Annotated in this window: 25 protein-coding genes; 13 read left to right on the top strand and 12 right to left on the bottom strand. The window is 67.9% G+C overall.

Annotated features, from left to right (window positions below; all coding sequences use genetic code 11):
• Positions 1-211, top strand: a 211-nt coding sequence (locus BLA15945_RS09145; protein ID WP_217468146.1) for a hypothetical protein, incomplete at its 5' end; no start/stop codon positions are given.
• Here the strand turns inward: BLA15945_RS09145 and BLA15945_RS09150 are convergent.
• Positions 182-1,240, bottom strand: coding sequence for an AraC family transcriptional regulator (locus tag BLA15945_RS09150; protein ID WP_174992114.1), 1,059 nt, complete (start codon positions 1,238-1,240; stop codon positions 182-184). The two genes, BLA15945_RS09145 and BLA15945_RS09150, sit on opposite strands and share 30 nt — an antisense overlap.
• A gap of 166 nt (positions 1,241-1,406) precedes the next feature.
• Here BLA15945_RS09150 and BLA15945_RS09155 point away from each other — a divergent pair, with 166 nt between their 5' ends.
• From BLA15945_RS09155 to BLA15945_RS09175, 5 genes are read left to right on the top strand one after another with little or no spacing between them, the layout of a single operon-like run.
• Positions 1,407-1,751, top strand: coding sequence for a hypothetical protein (locus BLA15945_RS09155; protein WP_174992115.1), 345 nt, complete (start codon positions 1,407-1,409; stop codon positions 1,749-1,751).
• On the top strand, positions 1,741-2,373 hold the full coding sequence (locus tag BLA15945_RS09160) for a Dabb family protein (protein ID WP_174992116.1): 633 nt from the start codon (positions 1,741-1,743) through the stop codon (positions 2,371-2,373). Before BLA15945_RS09155 ends, BLA15945_RS09160 begins: the two co-directional genes overlap by 11 nt.
• A gap of 44 nt (positions 2,374-2,417) precedes the next feature.
• Positions 2,418-3,410, top strand: coding sequence for an NADP-dependent oxidoreductase (locus BLA15945_RS09165; RefSeq protein WP_174992117.1), 993 nt, complete (start codon positions 2,418-2,420; stop codon positions 3,408-3,410).
• Between the two features lie 30 nt (positions 3,411-3,440).
• Positions 3,441-4,316 carry an SDR family NAD(P)-dependent oxidoreductase gene (locus BLA15945_RS09170; RefSeq protein WP_059240477.1) on the top strand — a complete coding sequence of 292 codons (876 nt, stop codon included), beginning with the start codon at positions 3,441-3,443 and terminating at the stop codon, positions 4,314-4,316.
• A 5-nt stretch (positions 4,317-4,321) separates the two neighbouring features.
• Positions 4,322-5,146, top strand: a complete 825-nt coding sequence (locus BLA15945_RS09175) for an SDR family NAD(P)-dependent oxidoreductase (RefSeq protein WP_059240478.1) — start codon at positions 4,322-4,324, stop codon at positions 5,144-5,146.
• Positions 5,147-5,188: 42 nt separating this feature from the next.
• Here the strand turns inward: BLA15945_RS09175 and BLA15945_RS09180 are convergent, their stop codons facing one another.
• The 4 genes from BLA15945_RS09180 to BLA15945_RS09195 form a co-directional block, all read right to left on the bottom strand.
• On the bottom strand, positions 5,189-5,437 hold the full coding sequence (locus BLA15945_RS09180) for a hypothetical protein (RefSeq protein ID WP_059240479.1): 249 nt from the start codon (positions 5,435-5,437) through the stop codon (positions 5,189-5,191).
• Between the two features lie 117 nt (positions 5,438-5,554).
• On the bottom strand, positions 5,555-6,529 hold the full coding sequence (locus BLA15945_RS09185) for a threo-3-hydroxy-L-aspartate ammonia-lyase (protein ID WP_174992118.1): 975 nt from the start codon (positions 6,527-6,529) through the stop codon (positions 5,555-5,557).
• Positions 6,530-6,579: 50 nt separating this feature from the next.
• A complete protein-coding gene (locus tag BLA15945_RS09190) occupies positions 6,580-7,218 on the bottom strand; it encodes a helix-turn-helix transcriptional regulator (protein ID WP_059240481.1) in 639 nt (212 codons plus the stop codon).
• The gene (locus tag BLA15945_RS09195) at positions 7,215-7,724 is read right to left on the bottom strand and encodes a YbaK/prolyl-tRNA synthetase associated domain-containing protein (protein ID WP_174992119.1); all 510 of its coding nucleotides are present in this window, start codon (positions 7,722-7,724) and stop codon (positions 7,215-7,217) included. Before BLA15945_RS09195 ends, BLA15945_RS09190 begins: the two co-directional genes overlap by 4 nt.
• 405 nt (positions 7,725-8,129) lie before the next feature.
• Here BLA15945_RS09195 and BLA15945_RS09200 point away from each other — a divergent pair, with 405 nt between their 5' ends.
• Positions 8,130-9,713 carry an isocitrate lyase gene (locus BLA15945_RS09200; RefSeq protein ID WP_059240483.1) on the top strand — a complete coding sequence of 528 codons (1,584 nt, stop codon included), beginning with the start codon at positions 8,130-8,132 and terminating at the stop codon, positions 9,711-9,713.
• 72 nt (positions 9,714-9,785) lie between these two features.
• Here BLA15945_RS09200 and BLA15945_RS09205 read toward each other — a convergent pair whose 3' ends face one another.
• On the bottom strand, positions 9,786-10,502 hold the full coding sequence (locus BLA15945_RS09205) for an EthD domain-containing protein (protein WP_059240484.1): 717 nt from the start codon (positions 10,500-10,502) through the stop codon (positions 9,786-9,788).
• A 50-nt stretch (positions 10,503-10,552) separates the two neighbouring features.
• Positions 10,553-11,065, bottom strand: coding sequence for a nuclear transport factor 2 family protein (locus tag BLA15945_RS09210; protein ID WP_059240485.1), 513 nt, complete (start codon positions 11,063-11,065; stop codon positions 10,553-10,555).
• Between the two features lie 192 nt (positions 11,066-11,257).
• Between BLA15945_RS09210 and BLA15945_RS09215 the strand changes: the two genes are divergently transcribed.
• The 5 genes from BLA15945_RS09215 to BLA15945_RS09235 all read left to right on the top strand — a co-directional run bounded on the left by BLA15945_RS09215 (position 11,258) and on the right by BLA15945_RS09235 (position 16,703).
• Positions 11,258-11,758, top strand: coding sequence for a nuclear transport factor 2 family protein (locus tag BLA15945_RS09215; RefSeq protein ID WP_174992120.1), 501 nt, complete (start codon positions 11,258-11,260; stop codon positions 11,756-11,758).
• A 50-nt stretch (positions 11,759-11,808) separates the two neighbouring features.
• Entirely contained in the window at positions 11,809-12,675 is an 867-nt protein-coding gene (locus BLA15945_RS09220) for an SDR family NAD(P)-dependent oxidoreductase (RefSeq protein WP_174992121.1), read from the top strand.
• 9 nt (positions 12,676-12,684) lie between these two features.
• Complete coding sequence (locus BLA15945_RS09225) at positions 12,685-13,440, top strand: SDR family NAD(P)-dependent oxidoreductase (RefSeq protein WP_174992122.1); 756 nt, start codon at positions 12,685-12,687, stop codon at positions 13,438-13,440.
• A 94-nt stretch (positions 13,441-13,534) separates the two neighbouring features.
• Positions 13,535-14,311, top strand: a complete 777-nt coding sequence (locus BLA15945_RS09230) for a glucose 1-dehydrogenase (RefSeq protein ID WP_059240986.1) — start codon at positions 13,535-13,537, stop codon at positions 14,309-14,311.
• 526 nt (positions 14,312-14,837) lie between these two features.
• Entirely contained in the window at positions 14,838-16,703 is a 1,866-nt protein-coding gene (locus BLA15945_RS09235; RefSeq protein WP_059240488.1) for a phosphoenolpyruvate carboxykinase (GTP), read from the top strand.
• Positions 16,704-16,793: 90 nt separating this feature from the next.
• Here BLA15945_RS09235 and BLA15945_RS09240 read toward each other — a convergent pair whose 3' ends face one another.
• The 5 genes from BLA15945_RS09240 to BLA15945_RS09260 all read right to left on the bottom strand — a co-directional run bounded on the left by BLA15945_RS09240 (position 16,794) and on the right by BLA15945_RS09260 (position 20,731).
• On the bottom strand, positions 16,794-17,702 hold the full coding sequence (locus BLA15945_RS09240; protein ID WP_059240489.1) for an NAD-dependent epimerase/dehydratase family protein: 909 nt from the start codon (positions 17,700-17,702) through the stop codon (positions 16,794-16,796).
• Positions 17,703-17,774: 72 nt separating this feature from the next.
• Positions 17,775-18,608: a glucose 1-dehydrogenase gene (locus BLA15945_RS09245; RefSeq protein ID WP_196486658.1), complete on the bottom strand. Its 834-nt coding sequence runs from the start codon at positions 18,606-18,608 to the stop codon at positions 17,775-17,777.
• A 40-nt stretch (positions 18,609-18,648) separates the two neighbouring features.
• Entirely contained in the window at positions 18,649-19,407 is a 759-nt protein-coding gene (locus tag BLA15945_RS09250; protein ID WP_174992123.1) for an SDR family oxidoreductase, read from the bottom strand.
• A gap of 46 nt (positions 19,408-19,453) precedes the next feature.
• On the bottom strand, positions 19,454-20,311 hold the full coding sequence (locus tag BLA15945_RS09255; protein ID WP_174992124.1) for an SDR family NAD(P)-dependent oxidoreductase: 858 nt from the start codon (positions 20,309-20,311) through the stop codon (positions 19,454-19,456).
• 3 nt (positions 20,312-20,314) lie between these two features.
• Positions 20,315-20,731, bottom strand: a complete 417-nt coding sequence (locus BLA15945_RS09260; protein WP_059240493.1) for a nuclear transport factor 2 family protein — start codon at positions 20,729-20,731, stop codon at positions 20,315-20,317.
• Positions 20,732-21,191: 460 nt separating this feature from the next.
• Here BLA15945_RS09260 and BLA15945_RS09265 point away from each other — a divergent pair, with 460 nt between their 5' ends.
• Positions 21,192-21,401: a hypothetical protein gene (locus tag BLA15945_RS09265; RefSeq protein WP_059240987.1), complete on the top strand. Its 210-nt coding sequence runs from the start codon at positions 21,192-21,194 to the stop codon at positions 21,399-21,401.
• Positions 21,402-21,422: the final 21 nt, after the last annotated feature.

Here is a 21,422-nt window from a genome sequence, read left to right on the forward strand (position 1 = left end):
AATACGCCAAATATGGGCAAATACCTTTTCAGTAAAGGCTGGCAAGGGAGTTTTTGATCCCGTCTCCGGGAACCATCAGCGCGCAAGGGTAATGGCGTGCGCTCGGGCGCGTCAATTGCCGCGCCGCGCGGGGATGCGAAAAAACGTCATTACCCGGCAACTGCTTTCCGAATCCTTTCGCTTATGCGCCGGTGCCGTGTTTTTCGTCTGAAGAATCGGGGTGATCGGGCGCCCAGCGCTCGCGCCGGAACCGGCTCGGCGCGACGCCGGTCCAGCGCACGAACGCGCGCCGGAATGCTTCTTCGCCGCCGAAGCCGAGATACGCGGCCACGCGCGTAATCGGCCAGTCCGTCTCGTGCAGGCATCGCCGTGCCGCATCGGCCAGGCATTGTTCGCGCAGCACGTGATAGCCGCTGTCTTCCGCCGCGAGCCGCCGCCGTAACGTCGCGTCGCTGACGCCGAGCCACGCGGCCAGTTCCGCGAGCGCCGGCAGCGCCTGTTCGCGCGCGAGCGCCGCATCGAGAAAACCGCGCACCTGCTGCGCCCATGACACGACGGCCGGCGCCGCATCGATCAGACGAAACGGGAAGTCGACGAGAAACGCGTCGAGCTCGCCCGGCTGCCGGATCACGCGGCAATCGAGCCGCGTCGCGTCGAACGCGAAGCCGTAGGTTTTCCGGCCGACGTCGACCGGCGCGTTGAACAGCCCGAGCAGCGGCACCGCGTCGTCGCGGCGCGGATGGCCGAGCCACACGCCAGTGGGCCGCAGCGGTTGCCCGATCAGCCAGCCGAACAGCTGCAGATAGCAGAACAGGCCGGTCAGGTCGACGAGGCATGCGGCCGGGCTGCGCGTACGACGCAGCGAGTCCATCCGGAACGTCGCGTGGCCGTCGCGCACCGCGAGCGACAGCACGCCGGCGCGCGGCGTCAGCATCTCGCAGAAGTCGCGCGCGCAGCGGATCGCGTCGGCGAGCGTCGCACAGCTCAGCAGGCAGCGGCACATCAGGTCGACTTCCTGCTTGCGCATCGGCGGATGGCCGTTGCCGCGCGCGACCTGCGCTTCGAGCCGCACGATCGCGTCGCGGTACAGCGCGACGAAGCCGCCCGGCGTCGTCGCCGCTTGCTGCGGTTGCGCCGTGCGGTCGGCCGGCGGCGCGCCGCTGCGCGTGAGTTCGCTCAGCAGGCGCGCGTCGAGACCCGGCAGCACGCGTCCGCTCGCCGGCAATACACGCTGTTTCATGAGTCTCCCGATCTGATCGCTGCGACAGGGGCCGGTGAGCGGGCCGGTAGGGGTTCTTGAGCTGCCCCCACGCAAGAATGCTATCCACGCCGGCCGGCTTCGGCCTCGCCGGAACGGCGTAGGCCGGCCAGCCATCCCGACCCGAACGACCACGGACGATACGCGAATGATCCAGATCGTAGACGAAATCACGCTCGCGCCCGAGCGCATTCCCGACGTGCTCGCGCTGCTGCGCGACCGCTATCTGCCGGGCCATGCGGCACGCGGATTGACGGCGGCCGGCCGCTGGGTGTCGCCGCCCGTCGCGGTGCCGGGGCAGCCGAGCACGCTGTGGCTGACGTGGCAGGTCGACGATGCGTATTCCTATTACCGGATGCGCGCGATGACCGATGGCGACGTGGTGGCGTTCTGGATGGCGGTCGACGGGCTGTGCGATGCGCGCCGCCGCCATGTGATGACGGACGCGGACACGCCGCTGCCCGCGCTGACGGAGGCCGACCATGCGGCATGACACCGCGCAGGTATTCGTTTTGACGGATCACGATGCAAAAGCGATCGAGCACGCATTGCGCGAGGCCGCGCAGGCGTTGCCGGGCGCGAAACGCGTGACGCTCGCGCGCAATCTGGAAGGCTGCTGGGGCGCGGGCGACTACACGCTCGATGTGCTGCGCGAGGAACGATCCGCCGATTCCGCAGCCGATTTCGCCGCACTGGCGCAACTGCCCGGCATTGCGCGCCTCGACGGCGCGGCGTGCCGCGCGATCGGCGGCGGCCTGCGCGAGCCCGCGTTACGCGACGGCGTGTGGCGCACGCTGATGTTGCGGGTACGCCCGCAGGCAAGCAAGGCACAGGTCGCCTCGCTCGAGCACGAACTGCTGCACATGCCCGCGTTCATGCCAGGCATCCGCAACTGGCGCCTGAACCGGATCGAAACCCCCGGCGCCTGGACGCACGTGTGGCAACAGGAATTCGCGCAGGTCGGCGATCTGCTCGGCGAGTACCTGCTGCATCCGTATCACTGGGGCTGGGTCGACCGCCGGTTCGATGCCGAAAGCCCCGACTGGACGGTCGATGCGATCTCGCATGCGTTCTGTCCGCTCGCGTCGAGCCTGCTGGCCGACACGGCGGCGTGAAGCGCCGCGCACACCCAACCGACAACACCACTGGAGACACGAAGATGCGAGCGCTTCTGATCGACCGCGTCGGTCATTCCGACGCCTTCCGGCTGGCCGACGTGCCGGCGCCGAAACCGGGCCCCGGCGACGTGCTGATCCGCGTCGCGTACGCGGGCGTCAATCCCGCCGACTGGAAATGCCGCGAAGGCTTTCTCGGCGCGTTCATGCAGTACACGTTCCCGTTCGTGATCGGTTTCGATGCGGCGGGAATCGTCGAAGCGGTCGGCGACGGCGTCGCCGGGTTCGAACCCGGCATGCGCGTGTTCGCGCAGACCGACGTTGGCGCGGGGCGCTGGGGTGCGTATGCGGAATACGTCGCGGTGCGCCACGACTCGGTCGTGCGCTTGCCCGACGCGGTGAGTCTTGCGGAAGCGGCCGCGACGCCGACCCCCGCGCTGGCCGCGTGGGCCGGCCTGTTCGACGACGGCGGGCTGCGTGCCGGACAAACCGTGCTGGTGCACGGCGGCGCGGGTGCGGTCGGCACGTTCGCGGTCCAGCTGGCGGCGCAGGCCGGCGCGCGGGTCGCGGCAACGTGTTCGGCGCGCAACCGCGACACGGTCGAATCGCTGGGCGCAGAGATCGCCATCGACTATCGCGCCGGGAACATCGACGCCGCCATCCGCACGTGGGCGCCCGGCGGCATCGACCTCGTGCTCGACGCGGTCGGCGGCGGCACGCTGCCCGATGCGCTCGACCTGCTCGCACCGGGCGGCACGCTCGTGAACATCATGACGCTCGCGGCCGGCGACGCCGAACGGTTGGCCGCGACCGGCGCCGAAGCCGCGCGCCGCGGGCTGCAGGTCGCGCTGACCTACAGCCGGATGCCGAGCGGCGCCACGCTCGCGTCGATCGCGGAACGGCTCGGCCGGCGCGCGTTGCGCGTGCCGCGCTTCGACAGTTTCCCGCTCGAACAGGCGGCCCGCGCACTCGATCTCGTTCAAACGGGCGAGGCGAAAACCAAGTTCGTGCTGCACGTTGCGGATATCGCGGGCTGAACAACACGCATCGAAATGACTGGAGACATCATGACCGACACCCCATCCCGGATCCTCGCGGGCAAGTGCGCGCTCGTGACGGGCGCGAGCCGCGGCATCGGCCGCGCGATCGCGCAGCGCCTCGCATCCGAAGGCGCGACCGTCGTCGTGACGGCGCGCAGCCTCACGCAATCGGCCAGCACCGCCGGCACGCTCGCCGAAACGGTTGCGCTGATCGAACAGGCCGGCGGCCGTGCGATCGCGCTTGCGGGCGACCTGTCGGACGCGGCCGAGCGCGACGCGCTCGTCGGGCGCGCGGCGCAGGCCGCCGGCGGCCTCGACATCCTCGTGAACAACGCGGGCGTGGCCGACTACGCGTGCGTCGACGCGATGCCGATGACGATGTTCGACACGACGATCGAGCACTATCTGCGCATCCCGTTCGCGCTGGCGCAGGCCGCCATCCCGTTGATGCGCGCGCGCGGCGCGGGCTGGATCGTCAACGTCGGCTCGGTGACGGCGCTGCCGCCGCTGCGGCCGTTCGACGATTTTTCGCGCGCGGGCGGCGCGACCGTCTATGCGGCGGTGAAGGCCGCGCTGTCGCGCTTCACGCAGGGGCTCGCGGCCGAACTCGAAGCCGACGGCATCGCGGTGAACCTCGTCGCGCCGAGCACCGCGATCCGCACGCCGGGCGCGGCCCGCTACATCCCCGAAGGCTATCCGACCGAGGACGTCGCGTATCTCGCCGAAACCGCCCTCGCGCTGTGCAGCCTGCCGGCGCGCGAACGCACGGGCCTCGTCACGCACAGCCTGCATTTCCCGCTCGCGCAGCAACTCGCGGTGCGTTCGCTCGACGGCCGCACATCGTTGCCGCCACCGGTGATTCCCGCGTATGCGCATCCCCTCATCGACCCCACAGGACGCTGACTGACATGACGAATTCGATTTGCTTCGACGGCGGTACCGCCGTGATCACCGGCGCGGCCAGCGGCATCGGCAGCGGGCTGGCGCGCCATGCCGCGGCGCTCGGCATGCGCGTCGTGCTGGCCGATCTCGACCCGGCGAAACTCGACGCGTTCGCCGCGACGCTCGATACCGACGTCCTGTGCGTGCCGACCGACGTGAGCCGGCCGGAAGCGGTCGACGCGCTGGCCGAAGCCGCATGGCGGCGCTTCGGCGGCGTCGACCTGCTGTTCAACAACGCGGGCGTGATGGCGACCGGCTTCAGCTGGGAAATCACGCCGGAACGCTTCGAGCGCAGCTTCGCGATCAACGTGCACGGCGTGCTGAACGGGATCCGCAGCTTCGTGCCGCGGATGCTCGAGCGCAACGTGCCGGCGCGGGTCGTGAATACCGCATCGGTTGGCGGCTTCCTGCCGAGCCCGCTGATGTCGCCGTATTCGGCGACGAAATTCGCGGTGGTCGCGCTGACGGAATCGCTGTACGGCGAACTGAAGATGCTCGGCGCGCCGGTCGGCGTGTCGCTGCTCGCGCCGGGCCCCGTGCAGTCGGGCATCTTCAACGATCCGTTCGGCGCCGCGCACGACCGGCCCGAGGTGCAGGGTTTCGTCGACACGATGCGCTCGATGCTGAACGCGCACGGGCTCACGCCCGACGCGTTTGCCGAGCGGGTGTTCGACGGCATCCGCGCAGGGCGCTACTGGCTGATTCCGCAACCGGAGACGATCGACGGCGCGCTGCAGCGGCGCACCGACGACATCCTCGCCGCACGCGATCCGTCGCTGCCGTCGTTCTGAATGCCGGCGGCCGGGCGCGGCAGCGGCGCCCGGCGCGCGCCGTCACATGTGCGTGCCGGCGTGCGTGCGGCCGCCCGGGTCGCCGCCGCGATCGGGCGGCGTATTGTTCTGATCGATCTTCGCGAGCACGAAGCCGGCGGGCGGCAGCGCGCCGGGCGAACGGTGCGTGACCTGCGCGACGACATCGCGCGAAGCGGTGGCGGGGGAACCGGGCGACGTCATGCCCGGTTGAGCGAGCGCCGAAAGGGAAGCGGCCGCCAGGGTGGCGGCGACGATCGCGTGCGTGTTCATGGTGGCTCCTTCACGACTGACTGCGGGACAACCTAATCAGTCTAGGGCGCGAAACTTAACGCGTCGTGAAGGCGCATCGGCGCACGGATGACAGGATATTCATGTGCGCCGCCTGCGTCATGCCGGTGCCGACACCAGCGCGCAGAAGTTCTCGAGGTCGACGTTGCCGCCGCTGATCACCACGCCGACGCGCTTGCCCTGCAGCGCGTCCTTCATCCGCCGCACGGCGGCGAACGACAGGCAGCCGGTCGGCTCGACGACAATCTTCATACGGGTGGCGAAGAAGCGCATGCAGTCGACCAGTTCCGCGTCGGTCGCGGTCAGGATGTCGTCGACGTCGCGGCGGATGATCGGGAACGTCAGGTTGCCGAGGTACTGCGTCTGCGCGCCGTCGGCAATCGTGCGCGGCGTGTCGATCCGGACGATCGCGCCGGAGCGGAACGACTGCTGGCCGTCGTTGCCGGCTTCGGGCTCGACGCCGTACAGCGTCGCGTGCGGCGACAGCGCGCGCGTGGACAGCGCGGTGCCCGACAGCAGCCCGCCGCCGCCGAGCGGCGCGAACACCGCGTCGAGCGGGCCGACTTCGTCGAACAGTTCCTTGGCTGCCGCGCCCTGGCCGGCGATCACGTCCGCGTGGTCGTAGGGCGGGATCAGCGTGAGTCCGTGCTTTTCCGCGAGGTCGCGGCCGATCTGCTCGCGATCCTCGGTATAGCGGTCGTAGGTCACGACGTTGCCGCCATAGCCGCGCGTCGCGGCCATCTTCGCGGCCGGCGCGTCCTGCGGCATCACGATCGTCGCGGGAATGCCGAGGATGCGTGCCGACAGCGCGATCGCCTGCGCGTGATTGCCGGACGAGAACGCGACGACGCCGTGGCGGCGCTGTTCCGCGTTGAAGCGCGACAGCGCGTTGAATGCGCCGCGGAACTTGAATGCGCCCATGCGCTGCAGGTTCTCGCACTTGAAGAACACCTGCGCGCCGAGCGCTTCGTCGACCGTCCGCGACGTCATCACCGGTGTGCGGTGCGCATGGCCTTCGAGCCGGGCCGCGGCGGCGGCGACGTCGTCGTACGTGGGGAGAGTCGGAGAGTTCATGGTTGTTCGAGGTCGGAAAGGTCAGTCAACTGGAAAGCCGCGCGCCGGCATCACTTCGCATCGTTGTAGACGGTCGCGCGCGAGACGCCGAGATGCTGCGACACGATTTCCATCGCGCGGCGCACCTCGAGGAAGCCGTCGGCCTTCAGCGTCTGCATCAGCTCGCGGCGCTGGTCGGTCTTCAGCTCGCGCGGCGTCGTCGCGAGGCGCGTCGCAAACGTGTCGATACGCTGCCGGATCGCGTCCGCGCCGGCCGGGTCGAGCGTGTCGACGACCGTCTCGCCGTCGGTGCGGCAGAACTGGTTCAGCATGCCCTGGAAGCCGCGGAACAACGTGACGTCGGCATTCAGGCACAGAGCGGCCACGTAGCGCCCGGTCGAATCCTTGATGCCGATCGACGTGCTTTTCGCGGTGCGGCCGTCGGCGAAGCGGTTCGGGTAGTTCGCGAGCACCTGCGGGAAATCGTCGTCGGCGATGCGGGCGAGGCCGAGCTCGGTCGCGGGATCGCCGACCGCGCGTCCGGACAGGTTGTTGTGGATCGCGAGAATCGCGTGCTCGGGCGTGCGCAGGTCGTGCACGACGACCTCGGTGAACGGCGCGAACATCTCGCCGAGCCCTTCGGCGATGTGCTGCACCTGCTCGATCAGCGACGCCTGTTCCGTCAGCGGCGGTTTGCGGTTCGTGCTCATGCGTTGTCCTGGTCCGTCGATTCCGGCCGCGTGATGTCGGCCAGCAGCGGGCGCGCGATCCGCACGTAGTCGGCCGAGTCGAGCACGACCGAGCGGTCGAGGCGGCCCGCGTTGAACGCGATTTCGGCGTTGCGCTCGACCAGCGCGGGATCGACGACGAGCGTCACGTTCGCGTCGAACGCGAACGGCGGCACGGCGCCCATCACGCAGCGCGTGACGGCGGCCGCGACATCGGGCGACGCGAGCGTCGCCTTGCGGCGGCCGACCGCATCGGCAACCTTGCGGAAGTCGATCTTCAAATGGCCCGGGATCACGGCGAGCGCGGCGGTGTCGCCGCCGTCCTTGAACGTGCAGAGCATCGCCTTCGCACCTTGTTCGGGGCGCGTGCCGCGGACTGCGGCGATCACGTCGGATTTGCCTTCCGCCGGATGTTCCAGCACGCGGAAGCGCGCACCGGACGTATTCAGCAGATCGCACAGCGTGTCGAAAACGGGAGTGTCGTTCATGTCGCTCCGGGCAGGGGGGGGCGCATCGCGGCGCACGTGGCGCGAGCCTGCCGGCTCGCTGTCGATGGATTGTCCAAGTATAGACGTTTTGTCATGCGATGTGGCGAATGCAGGCGCCGCCGCGCCCGGCCTTTCTCCAACTGCGAAAGGTCTTTTCACATTGCGAAATGCGCGAGGAATTCCCGTCGCGTCTCCTTTTCGCCGCTTGAAAACTTGTTTTGCATCGCAAAATCGATCGGCTATCTCATTGAAAAACAAGGAAAATTTATATCTTATGTCTTATATAAGACTTGTCCGAAAGCGCACCGGACAGGATTAATATTGAGTCCATGCAGTTCGCTTCGTCACACGAAGCGGGCAGGCTGAACCCTTTACTCAAATGCGCTTCGTTCCCAGGAGATTGACATGTCCCAGTACCAAGACGACATCAAGGCAGTGGCTGGCTTGAAGGAAAACCACGGCACCGCGTGGAATGCCATCAGCCCCGAGTACGCCGCTCGCATGCGTGCCCAGAACAAGTTCAAGACGGGCCTGGACATCGCGAAGTACACCGCGAAGATCATGCGCGCCGACATGGCCGCGTACGATGCCGACCCGGCCAAGTACACGCAGTCGCTGGGTTGCTGGCACGGCTTCATCGGCCAGCAGAAGATGATCTCCATCAAGAAGCACTTCAACAGCACCGAACGCCGTTACCTGTACCTGTCGGGCTGGATGGTCGCCGCGCTGCGCTCGGAGTTCGGCCCGCTGCCGGACCAGTCGATGCACGAAAAGACCTCGGTCAGCGCGCTGATCCGCGAGCTGTACACGTTCCTGCGCCAGGCCGACGCCCGTGAGCTGGGCGGCCTGTTCCGCGAGCTGGATGCGGCGAAGGACGCGACGGCCAAGGCTGCGATCCAGGAAAAGATCGACAACCACGTGACGCACGTCGTGCCGATCATCGCCGACATCGACGCCGGCTTCGGCAACGCGGAAGCAACCTACCTGCTGGCCAAGCAGTTCATCGAAGCGGGCGCCTGCTGCATCCAGATCGAAAACCAGGTGTCGGACGAGAAGCAGTGCGGCCATCAGGACGGCAAGGTCACGGTGCCCCATGAAGACTTCCTCGCGAAGATCCGCGCGATCCGCTACGCGTTCCTGGAGCTGGGCGTGGACGACGGCATCATCGTCGCCCGTACCGACTCGCTGGGCGCCGGCCTGACCAAGCAGATCGCCGTGACGGCCACGCCGGGCGACCTGGGCGACCAGTACAACGCGTTCCTCGATTGCGAAGAGCTGTCGGCCGACCAACTGGGTAACGGTGACGTCGTCATCAAGCGCGACGGCAAGCTGCTGCGTCCGAAGCGCCTGCCGAGCAACCTGTTCCAGTTCCGCGCCGGCACGGGCGAAGCGCGTTGCGTGCTCGACTGCATCACGTCGCTGCAGAACGGCGCCGACCTGCTGTGGATCGAAACCGAAAAACCGCATATCGCGCAGATCGGCGGCATGGTCAGCGAGATCCGCAAGGTGATCCCGAACGCGAAGCTGGTGTACAACAACAGCCCGTCGTTCAACTGGACGCTGAACTTCCGTCAGCAGGCGTACGACGCGCTGAAGGCAGAAGGCAAGGACGTGTCGGCCTACGACCGTGCGCAGCTGATGAGCGTGGAATACGACCAGACGGAACTGGCGGCACTGGCCGACGAGAAGATCCGTACGTTCCAGGCCGATGCATCGCGTGAAGCAGGCATCTTCCACCACCTGATCACGCTGCCGACGTACCACACGGCTGCACTGTCGACCGACAACCTGGCCAAGGAATACTTCGGCGACCAGGGCATGCTGGGCTACGTGGCAGGCGTGCAGCGCAAGGAAATCCGCCAGGGCATCGCCTGCGTGAAGCATCAGAACATGTCCGGTTCGGACATCGGCGACGACCACAAGGAATACTTCAGCGGCGACGCGGCGCTCAAGGCGGCGGGCAAGGACAACACGATGAACCAGTTCTGATCGTCGTCAGAACCGAAGCACAACGCCAGCCCCCCGGGGCTGGCGTTTTTTTATCCGCTCGATCCTGGCGCGTTATCCGCGCACGGCCTTCACGACGTACTGGCTCGTCGGCACCACGTCGATCTTGTCGAAATCGATGAAGCGCCCGCAGCTGTCCATCATTTCAGCCACGTTGCGCTGGAATTTCTCCTCATCGCCGACCGCATCGAAGAACGCGTGCGGATCGGTCATCGCGGCAGCCGGGAAGCATTCCTCGACGATCGCGTCGTAGCCGGGCGCCGCATGCGTGAGCGCACGCACGACGACGTTCTGCACGTACAGGAAATTGTCCTGCGTATCGATCGCGACGCGCGTGTGATGGCCGTGCCACACGTCGAGCCACGCTTCGTGCGTGAGACGCGGCGGCCGCTTCAGGAACGCGAGCTGCGAGAAGCCGGTCGTGCGTTCGCCGGGCCGCGCGGGGAAGCGCGTGTTCGGAATCGGCTGCGACTCGGTGACGAGATACGCGGCCATGTGCGGGACCGCCGCGCGCACCGCCTCGTCGAACGGCTGTCGGAACCTCGCGTTCGCGCTGTCCATCCACACTGCGACGATCCCATCGATGCCCGGGTGCGTGTTGGTCTGCTTCAGGCCGGCGGCCGGCGCGACATCTTCATCGACGACGTTCACCTGCACGCCGTGCGCACCGAGCGACAGCAGCGTGTCGGCGAGCTGCGCGCGCACCGTGCGGTTCCACCGATCGGGCGCGGCCTGCGTATCGCGCCACAACACGTAAATGACTTTCTCCATTGCTCCGGCTCCAGAGGAAATGACGGGATCGGCGGCGTTGCCGCCGGGGTTCAGGAAGCGGTTGCCGTCGATCCGGCCGCCTGATGCGCGCCTGGCGCGAACCGGTTCGCGGTCAGCGTGAACGACGGCGGGATCGGCGACGTGACGGTTTCGAACAGCCGCTCGTGACGCGTCGCGTGAATGCGCCACACGCCGTCGCGTTTCACGTACTGGTCGTCGTAGAACGCGGTGCCGTGCAACAGGTAGTTGTCCTCGAGATTGATCGCGTGATCCTCGAGAAACCACACGCCGCACGCGTGATCGGCTGACACCAGCGTGAGTTCCGGGTGATGGCCGTGATGCATCGTCAGGAAAGTCGGCTTGCCGATCAGCTCGCGCAGGCTCGACACGAACGCGTCGCGGCCGTCGTACGCATAACGGCCGCCATACAGCCGCGCCTCGCAGTCCTCGGTCAGGCACGCCGCGAGCAGCGCCCAGTCGTGCGTGTCGACCGCGCGGAAATACCGGTACTTCAATTGTCGGATCTGCTCGTACTCGTGGAGCGTGCGGGTCGTGTCGTCCATCGCCGTGTCTCGTGGTGGTGTTGTTCGATGGTAGGAACGAAGCCGCCCGCATCACATCGTCTGTTCGGACGAAAGCGGAATACACATGAACCGCCGGCTTAATCCGAACGGGTGATGGCCGATGCATCGCGCGGCGGTAACGTGGCATCGACGCGGCCTTCGAACCGCGCCAGCACCGAACAAGGAGACGGGATGACCCTCATCGAATCGCTGGAAACGCGCGTGCGCCGGCTCGAAGACGCCGACGCGATCCGCCGGCTGAAGGCGCGCTATTTCACGTGCTGCGACCGCAAGGATCCGCAAGGGATGCGCGATTGCTTCGTGGCCGGCCCCGTGCAGATCGACTACGGGCGGATCGGCACGTTCGACACGCGCGACGCGCTCGTCGACGTGTTCGAGCAGCTCGGTTGCCATCCGCACATCGTCGAGATGCATCACGGCGTGAATCCCGACATCGCCGTGCTCGACGACACGCATGCGCGCGGCACGTGGGGCCTGCACTACCAGATGATCGACACGCACGCGCGCACGCTCACGCAGCTCGGCGCGTACTACGACGACGCGTACCGGAAGGTCGACGGCGAATGGAAGATCGCGGCCACGCGCTGCGTCGTCACGTCGACGCTGTCGGTCCGTTACGAGGGCGATGCACCCGGCGTGCTGTTCGCCGGCGCGCAGCCGCCGGCCGCCTGACGCGCGCGATTGCCACGGTCGTGGCGGACATTCCACAGGAGACATCGAACATGACACAGAACCACGAGGCGCCGGTCGCCGTCGTGACGGGCGCATCGCGCGGCGCGGGCAAGGGCATCGCGCGCGCGCTCGGCGCGGCCGGCATGACCGTCTACGTGACGGGCCGTTCGCAGAACGAAGGCGATGCGCCGCTGCCCGGCACGATCCACGAAACCGCGCGCGAGATCGACGCGCTCGGCGGCCGAGGGATCGCGGTGGCCTGCGACCACGCGGACGACGCCCAGGTGAAGGCGCTGTTCGAACGCGTCGAGCGCGACTGCGGGCGGCTCGACATCCTCGTCAACAACGCGACTTTCCTGCACGACCAGCTGATCCTGCCGGGCCCGTTCTGGGAGAAGTCGCTCGACCTCGTGAACATCCTCGATGTCGGGCTGCGCTCGGCGTATGTCGCGAGCTGGCATGCGGCACCGCTGATGGCGAAGCGCCGCAGCGGGCTGATCGCGTTCACGTCGTCGTTCGGCGCGAGCTGCTACATGCACGGCGCGGCGTACGGCGCGCAGAAATCCGGCGTCGACAAGTTCGCGAAGGACATGGCCGTCGACCTGAAGCCGTTCGACGTCGCGGCCGTGTCGATCTGGATGGGCCCGCTGCGCACCGAGCGCACGACGCGCGTGTGGGAAGAACACCCCGATCTGTACCAGGAGTTCTCGCTCGTCGCCGAAAGCCCGGAGTTCACGGGGCGCGTGATTCACGCGATTCACGGCGATCCGCAGCGCATGGCGCTGTCGGGGCAAGTGCTCGTCGGTGCGGAAGCCGCGCTGCAGTACGGCATTGCCGATCTCGACGGCAAGCAGCCGCCGTCGTATCGCGAACTGCTCGGCGGGCCCGTGCAGGCGCATCCGGCGATCGTCGCTTAAGGAGCGCGCATGGGCATCCTGAAGGGCAAGGTCGCGCTCGTGACGGGCGCAGGGCAGGGCGTCGGCCAGGGCGTCGCGCATGCGCTCGCGGCCGAAGGCGCGCACGTCGCGGTGGTCGGCCGCACGCGCGACAAGCTGCTTGCCACTTGCGAGGCGATCCACGCGCGCGGCGGCGTGGCGGAGCCTTTCGTGTGCGACGTGATGGACGCCGCGCAGATCGCACGGTGCGTCGATGCCGTCGCCGAACGGCTCGGCGGCGTGCAGATCCTGGTCAACAACGCGCAGGTCGTGCCGCTCGGCCGCCTGCTCGACGTGACCGACGCGGATTTCATGGCGGGGCTCGAATCGGGGCCGATCGCGACGCTGCGGATGATGCGCGCGTGCCATCCGCATCTGAAGGGCGACGGCGTAATCGTCAACTTCGCGTCGTCGGCCGCGGTGCGCTGGGATGCGTCGGGGTACGGCGCATACGCGGCAACCAAGGAAGCGATTCGTGCGTTGACGCGCGCGGCCGCATGCGAATGGGGCGCGGACGGCATCCGCGTGAACGCGGTCGCGCCGCATGCGTTGTCGCCGGGCCTGAAAGGCTGGGTCGAGGCGAATCCGCAGGAAGCCGCGGCATTCTTCCGCACGATTCCACTGGGTCGCGTCGGCGACTGCGAGCAGGACATCGGGCGCGCGATCGTGTTTCTCGCGAGTCGCGATGCCGCCTACCTGACGGGCGCGACGTTGCCGCTCGATGGCGGGCAGGCCTACTGGGGCTGATGGCGCACAGCCGGTACCAACCAATCATGAATTCGGCAACTGCGCGCTTGCATGCGCAAGGCGGCCGGCAAACCGGAATCGAATGGAGAACGACATGGGTCGACTGGCAGGAAAGGTGGCGATCGTCACGGGTGGCGCGCGCGGCATGGGCGCGGCGACGTGCAGGCTGTTCGTCGAAGAGGGCGCGCGCGTCGTGATCGGCGACGTGCTCGACGCGGAAGGCGAAGCGCTCGCGCGCGAACTCGGCGACGCGGCGCGCTTCATGCGGCTCGACGTGGCCGACGAAGCGAGCTGGGTGCGCGTGACGGAGGCGACCGTCGAGCAGTTCGGCCGCATCGACGTGCTCGTCAACAACGCGGCCGTGCTGACGTTCGGCGGCATCACCGAGCTGTCGAAACGCGATTTCGAACGCGCGGTGTCGATCAATCTCGTCGGCACGTTCGTCGGCATCCGCACGATTGCGCCGCGCATGATTGCGCAGAAGAGCGGGTCGATCGTCAATATCTCGTCGGTGGACGGGCTGCGCGGCGTGAATGCGCTGGCGGCGTACGTGTCGAGCAAATGGGGCGTGCGCGGGCTGACCAAGGTCGCGGCGCTCGAACTGGGCCATCAGGGCGTGCGCGTGAATTCGATCCATCCGGGCGGCGTGAACACCGCGATGTCGAATCCGACCGGCGCGCCACTCGAGGAAATCAACAAGCACTACGCGAACGTGCCGCAGCAGCGCGTCGGATTGCCCGAAGAAATCGCGCGCGCGACGCTGTTCCTCGCGAGCGACGAGGCGTCGTATTGCAACGGCGCGGAACTGGCCGTCGACGGCGGGATGGCGGCGGGCGCGTATTACCCCGGATTGCCCGGCGCACCGTTTTGAGCGGGGGCGTGCATCGGGCATTCAATCCGGATGTTTGTGTACGCAACCTAATTCAGGGTTTGCCTGAGTAGCGAAAACGTGAATTCGCCCGGCGCGCATTCGCGTTTGCGTCACGCGGGGACGGCACAGCGAAATTGCCGTGCCCGCGAAACCCACGGCCGGCGGACGTCCCGGCCGTTTCGTCCCCAAAGCGCGCGCAACGGCGCCGTCGAAAAAGACCGGCTCGCAACGGGCGTGCCGGCCCGCGGTCACAGTTGTTTCTTGTTGCAACGCAACGTCCGTCCAATAACGGCGATGGTATGCTGGCCGGAATGGAGTTGTATGGCAGGTTGCTTGCATGGCGAAACTCGCGTTCGCACCCTCTAACGAGACTTCACCTTCTCTCGCACGCATCGCGGCATCGACGCGCGCTCCGCTCGCGCGTCCCGTCCTGCGTGCTGTCTCCTCCTGCGCTCCAACCGCATACCCCATCTCGCGGGCTCGCCCCGCACCCCCCATCCCCGCCCAATAATCTGGAGACATTTCCATGTCGCAAAACACTATGGCCGAAGCAACACACGGCCCGCTGATCGCTCCGCCGGCTTTCGTCAAACATCGCAAGCTGATCGACTGGGTGTCGCGCATCGCGGCACTGACGGAGCCCGAGCGCGTCGTGTGGTGTGACGGTTCGCAGGAAGAAAACGACGCGCTGTGCCAGGCGATGGTCGACCAGGGCACGCTCACGCGCCTGAACCCGGCGAAGCGCCCGAACTCGTATCTCGCGCAATCCGATCCGTCGGACGTTGCGCGCGTCGAGGATCGCACGTTCATCTGCGCCGCTTCGCGCGACGACGTCGGCCCGACCAACAACTGGATCGAGCCGGCCGAAATGCGCGAGACGCTCAACGGGCTGTTCCGCGGCTCGATGCGTGGCCGCACGCTGTACGTCGTGCCGTTCTCGATGGGCCCGCTCGGCTCGCCGATCGCGCACGTCGGCGTCGAACTGTCCGACAGCCCGTACGTGGCGGTGAACATGCGGATCATGACGCGCATGGGCCGCGACGTATACGACGTGCTCGGCGAGGACGGCGAATTCGTGCCGTGCGTGCACAGCGTCGGTCATCCGCTCGAAGCCGGCCAGCAGGACGTGCCGTGGCCGTGCAATCCGGTCAAGTACATCGTGCATTTCCCCGAAACGCGCGAGATCTGGAGCTTCGGCTCGGGCTACGGCGGCAACGCGCTGCTCGGCAAGAAGTGCTTCGCACTGCGCATCGCGTCGACGATGGGCCGCGACCAGGGCTGGCTCGCGGAACACATGCTGATCCTCGGCGTGACGTCGCCGGCTGGCAAGAAGTATCACGTCGCGGCCGCGTTCCCGTCCGCCTGCGGCAAGACCAACTTCGCGATGCTGATCCCGCCGCAGGGTTTCAACGGCTGGAAGGTCACGACGATCGGCGACGACATCGCGTGGCTGAAACCCGGTCGCGACGGCCGCCTGTATGCGATCAATCCGGAAGCCGGTTTCTTCGGCGTGGCGCCGGGCACCGGTGTGAAGACGAACCCGAACGCGATCTCGACGCTGACCGGCAACGTGATCTTCACGAACGTCGCGCTGACGGAAGACGGCGACGTGTGGTGGGAAGGGCTGACCGACGCACCGCCCGCGAAGCTGACCGACTGGCAAGGCAACCCGTGGACGCCGGAAATCGGCAAGGAAACGGGCCGCAAGGCCGCGCATCCGAACTCGCGCTTCACCGCACCGGCCGCGCAGTGCCCGTCGATCGACGGCGACTGGGAGAATCCGGCCGGCGTGCCGATCGACGCGTTCATCTTCGGTGGCCGCCGCTCGACGACGGTGCCGCTCGTGACCGAGGCGCGCGACTGGATCGAAGGCGTGTACATGGCCGCGACGATGGGCTCGGAAACGACGGCCGCCGCGGTCGGCCAGCAGGGTATCGTGCGTCGCGATCCGTTCGCGATGCTGCCGTTCTGCGGCTACAACGTCAGCGATTATTTCGCGCACTGGCTCAAACTCGGCAAGCAGCTCGAAGCCACGGGGGCGACGTTGCCGAAGATCTACTGCGTGAACTGGTTCCGCAAGGACGCGAACGGCAAGTTCGTGTGGCCGGGCTTCGGCGAGAACATGCGCGTGCTGAAGTGGATGCTCGATCGTCTCGAAGGCACCGGCGGCGGCGGCGAGCATGCGTTCGGCGTGTCGCCTGCGTATGAAGACCTGCATTGGGATGGCCTCGATTTCACGCGCGACCAGTTCGACGCGGTGACGTCGATGAACGCCGACGAATGGCGCGAGGAGCTGAAGCTGCATGCAGCGCTGTTCGATACGCTGAAGCTGCGTTTGCCGGCTGAAATGACCGATACGATGATGAAGATCGAGCAGCGCCTCGGCGCGTAACGATCCGCGTCGGCGTATCGACGCAGCGCTCCTGACGTCCCGCCGCCGGCATGCATTGCCGGCGGCGGGACGTTTTTGCATCCGCGTTGCTTACTGCGCGCCGCAATGCGCGACGACTTCGTCGACTGCCCGCTGCACGTCGCCGCGCCGGTAGCGCAACAGCGCGAGGTCCGCCGCATCGGGCTCGTACGACACGACGTTGCCGCGCCCCGTGTAGATCGCGATATCGGGCAGCAGCGGATGCTCCTGGTCGAGCGACGGGACGTCTTGCGGGTTGCCGGCCGCGCGGAAGAACGCGGCGAAGTAGTCGGCGAAGCTCAGGTTCTCGTCGCCGACGAGGTAGGCCTTGCCCGCTTCGCCGCGCTGCAGCGCGCCCCAGATCGCTTCCGACAGCGATTGCGTCGAGATGAAGTTGCTGCCGCCGGCCGGGCCGTACACAGGCAGCCCGGCGAATTGCCCCTGCGCATAGCCCGTGTACGCGGCGAACATCTCGTTGCGCAGCCCCGGCACCGACCCGACGACGAACGGCGCATTCACGCTGCATACCGCGAACGACGGCGTCGCGAGCGCGCGCACGCGTTCGTCGGCGAGATGGCGCGAGCGCACGTACGGCACCGTGTCGACGAGCGCCGGTGCGACCTGCGGATAGAAGCTGCCGACCAGCACCGCGCGTTTCACGCCCGCGTCGCGGGCGAGCGCGAAGAAACGCGGCACGGCGTCGACATTCGCGCGTTCCCAGTGCGCGGCTTCGTCCGTGCCGGGCGGCAGGTGCCGGATGTCGTTGCCGGCCGCGAACACGACCGCGTCGAACGGCGCGAGATCGTCGCGCGTGAAGTTGCCGGCCACGTAGTCGCGCTGCAGCACGTCGAACTGCGCGAGCGCGCTGCCGGCCGCAGGCGGCTTGCGCGCGGCGAGCGTGACGTGATTGCCCTGCGCTTGCAGGTGCAGCGCGGCATGGCCGCCGATGAGGCCGGTGCCGCCGACGATCAGGATCTTCATGGTGTCTCCGGTGGCGGCGCAGACGCGCCGCGTAAATTGAACGGACGAAGTGGCGCGCGTGCGTTGCGCCGTTCAGAAATTGAAGCCGTTGCCCGTGACGACGGGCATGTTGGTCCAGAAGCCGTTGGGGTCGCGATACCAGCCGGCTGCGGCGAGGGCGCCGCCGTCGACGTGCAGTGTCGTGCCGGTGACCCAGGCGGCGAGCGGGCTCGCGAGGTACAGCGCGGCGCCCGCGATATCGCCGGCCGCGCCGAAACGTCCGAGCGGAATCCAGCGCGGGATGTGGCTGTGGTGTTCGGCCGCGACCATCGCGGTGACGGGCACCTGCGGCGTCTCGGTGGTTTCCGGCGCGATCTGGTTCACGCGGATGCCGGCCGGCCCGAGTTCGAGTGCGAGGCTTTTCGTGAAGCCGGTCAACGCGGCCTTGAACGATGCGTACACGGCGCAGTTCGGAATCGCGCGGAAGCCTTCGATCGACGACACGCCGACGATGCTGCTGCCCGCGCCGCGCTGGCGCAGCAACGGCAGCATCGCGCGCGTGACCGTGAACACCTGGCGCAGGTTCACGTCGAACAGCCGCTCGATGTCGTCGTCGGTGCAATCCTCGAATGGTTTCGCGATCTGCAGGAAATCGCCGACGTTGTTGACGAGCACGTCGAGGCCGCCGAAGCGTGCGTCGATCGTCCGCGCGAATGCATCGACCTCGTCGCGGCGCGTGACGTCCACGGTGCCGACGAGCGCATCGACGCCGGCCGCTTCGAGGGCGGCCCGCACGTCCTGCGCGCGCGCCGCGTCGATTTCGGCCACGGCCACGCGCGCGCCGGCCGCGCCGAACGCTTCCGCACAGGCGCGGCCGATGCCCGCGCCGCCGCCGGTGACCAGCACGGTCTTGCCGGTGAATGAAATCATCTGGGGACTCCTTCGAACGGGAAAGTGCCGGGGCGCGTCACAGCGACGACACCAGTTGCGCGTTGTCGATCCGCAGTTCCGCACCGTTGACGAAACGCGATTCGTCGGACGCAAGGAACAGCACGAGATTCGCGACGTCCTGCGGGTCGCACATGCGCGCCATCGGATCGCTGCCGATGCCGAGCGCGACCGGGTCAAGGTCGGGCATCAGCGCCTGCGTCATCGGCGTCCAGATCCCGTCCGGATGGATCGAGTTGCAGCGGATCCGGTAGCCGCTGCGCTTGCAGTGCACGGCGACGCTGCGCGCGAGCGCCGTCACCGCGCCTTTCGACCCGGTGTACGCGCACATCATCGGCAGCCCGCCGAGTGCGGCAACCGACGACATCATCACGATCGAGCCCGGCGTGTCGTTGCCCTTCATCGCGCCGATCGCGTACTTGCAGCCGAGGAAGTAGCCGTCGGCATTGGTGCGCATCACGCGCCGCCACGTGTCGAGGCTGGTGTCCTCGATCGAGCCGACCGGGCAGATCGCCGCGTTGTTGACGAGCACGTCGAGGCGGCCGAAGCGGTCGAGCGTCGATGCGATCGCGTGCTGCCAGCCGTCTTCGTCGGCAATGTCGTGACGTACGAACAGCGCTGCGTCGCCGATCTCGCGGGCGAGCGCACGGCCCGCGTCTTCGTCGATGTCGGTCAAGACGACGCGCGCGCCTTCGGCGGCGAGCAACAGTGCATCCGCGCGGCCGACGCCGCTTGCCGCGCCGGTGATCAGCGCGACCTTGTTTGCGACTCGATTCATGGTCGGTCGGTGTCCTTTGTGGGGGTGGGTGAGGGAAGGCGGGCGCTCATGCGGCGCCCGGTGCGCGGCCGGCCTTGATCGCATCGAGCGCGGCCGTGCCGTAGATCTGCGCGATCGTGTCGTCGACGCGCGGGTTGGTACGCAGTTCGTGGCCACCGTCGACCGCGAAGCTCTGGCCGGTCACCCAGCCCGACTCGGGGCCCGCGAGATAGCGCACCGCATGCGCGATCGCTTCGGGCTCGCCGAGCGTGCCCAGCGGAATCTGTTCGAGAAAGCTGTCGACGAGCGCCGGGTTGTCGAACATCGGCGCCGTGGCTTCGGAACGCGTGAGGCCCGGGCGTACCGCGTTCACGCGGATCTTCGCGCCGGCCAGTTCCTCGGCCGCGCCGCGCACCAGCGCTTCGAGCGCGGCCTTCGCGGTGCAGTACGCGGACAGCCAGCGGAAATTGATCTGCGCGGCTGTCGACGAGATGCAGACGATCGCGCCGCCGCCGCTGTCGGCGAGCCGCGGCGCGGCATGACGGATCGCGGCGAACGCGCTGTGCAAGTTCAGGTCGATTTCCGCGCGGAAGCTGTCGGTATCGTGCAGCAGCAGCGGCCGGAAGCCGGCGCCGCCGACGGTCGGCACGACGATGTCGAGGCGGTTGTCGAGCGCCCAGGCGCAGTCGAGCGCGGCTTGCAGGTCGCCTTCGTCGCACGCGTCGCCCGCATGGATCGCGACGCGGCTGCCGGGTGTCGCATCGGTCAGTTGCCGTTGTGCGCGTTCGAGCGCATCGCGGCGGCGACCCATCAGCACGACGGCCGCGCCGTCGGCGACGAGCGCCTGTGCACAGGCCGCGCCGATGCCGCCCGCGCCGCCCGTGACGAGCGCGGTGCGGCCGGCGAGAGGAGCAGAGGTGCGCATCGTTCAGCCCTCCAGCGGCAGGTCCTGGGACCAGTCGACGTGCAGCGTGCGCGCGGCGAAGCGCCACGAGCCGCCGTCGAACACGCAGCGGTCGCGATAGCGCAGCCCCCAGTCGAGCTTGCGCTTCACGCCGTCGCGCACGTACACGTGGCACGCGATGCCGTAGGTCTCGACATCGGCCTCGCCGCCGTCGAGCGTGACGAGCTGGTTGTGCACGTGATGCTGGGTTGCGTCGTAGCGCTCGATCACGCGCATGCCCGCGACGATCGCATCGCGGTCGTCGAAGCGGAAACCGGGGCCGGCCAGCGTGGCATCGGCGGTGAAGAGGGAAGTGAGGCGTGGCCAGTCGCGCCGGTCGACGGCTTGCGCGTAACGGCACGCCAGGTCGTACAGCGCGTGGCGGGGATTCGAATCGGTCATGCAGTGCTCCCGTGGAAAAACGGAAAGAGTCAGCCGCGCCGCGAGTGCGGACGCGACGGCATTGCGACGTCGATGCGCAGGTTCGCATCGGACCGGTCGCGACTCATCATCCATACGGAGCAGGGCGAGGGTCGGGGAAAACACCGGGGTCGACCGCCGCGCATCGTGCGATCGCGTGTTGATGGTGCAATGCGGCGAACCAGATCACGCATGCGTCTGACGATGGGTGCGCCCAGTCGAGAAAGGCGTCCGGCGTGCCGTGTTTCCTTCCTGCGCGAAATTCCGCTGACCGTCGTGGTGCAGCGCGGCATGCGGTGCCGCATCCGCTCAGCGTTTGCCCCTAGTCGAAATGGACGATGGCTTGCGGCCGGGCGCTGGCTACCGTGCAGTCATCCGGCGCAGCAAGCGATGCGCGCCGGACACGAACCGCACCAGCGGCCAACCGGAGAGGACGACGATCATGAGACTGACGACTCGCAAGCTGTGCGTACTGGCGATGGGCACGTTCGCTGCCATCGCGATGGCGCGATACGGCGCCGACGAAGTCCCGTCGCCGCCGTATGCGGCCGGCATCCTGCAATGCCGTTCGGTCGATCCGAACGGCCTGCCGACCGGGTGTGTGCCGATCGATCCGTCGCACTTCGGTTTCGCCGCGTTGCGCGGCATGTGACGCCGGCGCGGCCACGCGCCG

Source organism: Burkholderia arboris, from assembly GCF_902499125.1.
GTDB classification, from domain to species: Bacteria; Pseudomonadota; Gammaproteobacteria; order Burkholderiales; family Burkholderiaceae; genus Burkholderia; species Burkholderia arboris.

What these genes read in the sequence shown, in the direction of transcription:
- BLA15945_RS09235 (WP_059240488.1), top strand. Translation starts at nt 14,838, where the DNA reads ATGTCGCAAAACACTATGGCCGAAGCAACACACGGCCCGCTGATCGCT.
- BLA15945_RS09170 (WP_059240477.1), top strand. Translation starts at nt 3,441, where the DNA reads ATGACCGACACCCCATCCCGGATCCTCGCGGGCAAGTGCGCGCTCGTG.
- BLA15945_RS09150 (WP_174992114.1), bottom strand. Translation starts at nt 1,240, where the DNA reads ATGAAACAGCGTGTATTGCCGGCGAGCGGACGCGTGCTGCCGGGTCTC.
- BLA15945_RS09210 (WP_059240485.1), bottom strand. Translation starts at nt 11,065, where the DNA reads ATGGACGACACGACCCGCACGCTCCACGAGTACGAGCAGATCCGACAA.
- BLA15945_RS09215 (WP_174992120.1), top strand. Translation starts at nt 11,258, where the DNA reads ATGACCCTCATCGAATCGCTGGAAACGCGCGTGCGCCGGCTCGAAGAC.
- BLA15945_RS09205 (WP_059240484.1), bottom strand. Translation starts at nt 10,502, where the DNA reads ATGGAGAAAGTCATTTACGTGTTGTGGCGCGATACGCAGGCCGCGCCC.
- BLA15945_RS09250 (WP_174992123.1), bottom strand. Translation starts at nt 19,407, where the DNA reads ATGAATCGAGTCGCAAACAAGGTCGCGCTGATCACCGGCGCGGCAAGC.
- BLA15945_RS09200 (WP_059240483.1), top strand. Translation starts at nt 8,130, where the DNA reads ATGTCCCAGTACCAAGACGACATCAAGGCAGTGGCTGGCTTGAAGGAA.
- BLA15945_RS09240 (WP_059240489.1), bottom strand. Translation starts at nt 17,702, where the DNA reads ATGAAGATCCTGATCGTCGGCGGCACCGGCCTCATCGGCGGCCATGCC.
- BLA15945_RS09255 (WP_174992124.1), bottom strand. Translation starts at nt 20,311, where the DNA reads ATGCGCACCTCTGCTCCTCTCGCCGGCCGCACCGCGCTCGTCACGGGC.
- BLA15945_RS09230 (WP_059240986.1), top strand. Translation starts at nt 13,535, where the DNA reads ATGGGTCGACTGGCAGGAAAGGTGGCGATCGTCACGGGTGGCGCGCGC.
- BLA15945_RS09155 (WP_174992115.1), top strand. Translation starts at nt 1,407, where the DNA reads ATGATCCAGATCGTAGACGAAATCACGCTCGCGCCCGAGCGCATTCCC.
- BLA15945_RS09175 (WP_059240478.1), top strand. Translation starts at nt 4,322, where the DNA reads ATGACGAATTCGATTTGCTTCGACGGCGGTACCGCCGTGATCACCGGC.
- BLA15945_RS09160 (WP_174992116.1), top strand. Translation starts at nt 1,741, where the DNA reads ATGCGGCATGACACCGCGCAGGTATTCGTTTTGACGGATCACGATGCA.
- BLA15945_RS09220 (WP_174992121.1), top strand. Translation starts at nt 11,809, where the DNA reads ATGACACAGAACCACGAGGCGCCGGTCGCCGTCGTGACGGGCGCATCG.
- BLA15945_RS09195 (WP_174992119.1), bottom strand. Translation starts at nt 7,724, where the DNA reads ATGAACGACACTCCCGTTTTCGACACGCTGTGCGATCTGCTGAATACG.
- BLA15945_RS09185 (WP_174992118.1), bottom strand. Translation starts at nt 6,529, where the DNA reads ATGAACTCTCCGACTCTCCCCACGTACGACGACGTCGCCGCCGCCGCG.
- BLA15945_RS09260 (WP_059240493.1), bottom strand. Translation starts at nt 20,731, where the DNA reads ATGACCGATTCGAATCCCCGCCACGCGCTGTACGACCTGGCGTGCCGT.
- BLA15945_RS09265 (WP_059240987.1), top strand. Translation starts at nt 21,192, where the DNA reads ATGAGACTGACGACTCGCAAGCTGTGCGTACTGGCGATGGGCACGTTC.
- BLA15945_RS09225 (WP_174992122.1), top strand. Translation starts at nt 12,685, where the DNA reads ATGGGCATCCTGAAGGGCAAGGTCGCGCTCGTGACGGGCGCAGGGCAG.
- BLA15945_RS09190 (WP_059240481.1), bottom strand. Translation starts at nt 7,218, where the DNA reads ATGAGCACGAACCGCAAACCGCCGCTGACGGAACAGGCGTCGCTGATC.
- BLA15945_RS09165 (WP_174992117.1), top strand. Translation starts at nt 2,418, where the DNA reads ATGCGAGCGCTTCTGATCGACCGCGTCGGTCATTCCGACGCCTTCCGG.
- BLA15945_RS09180 (WP_059240479.1), bottom strand. Translation starts at nt 5,437, where the DNA reads ATGAACACGCACGCGATCGTCGCCGCCACCCTGGCGGCCGCTTCCCTT.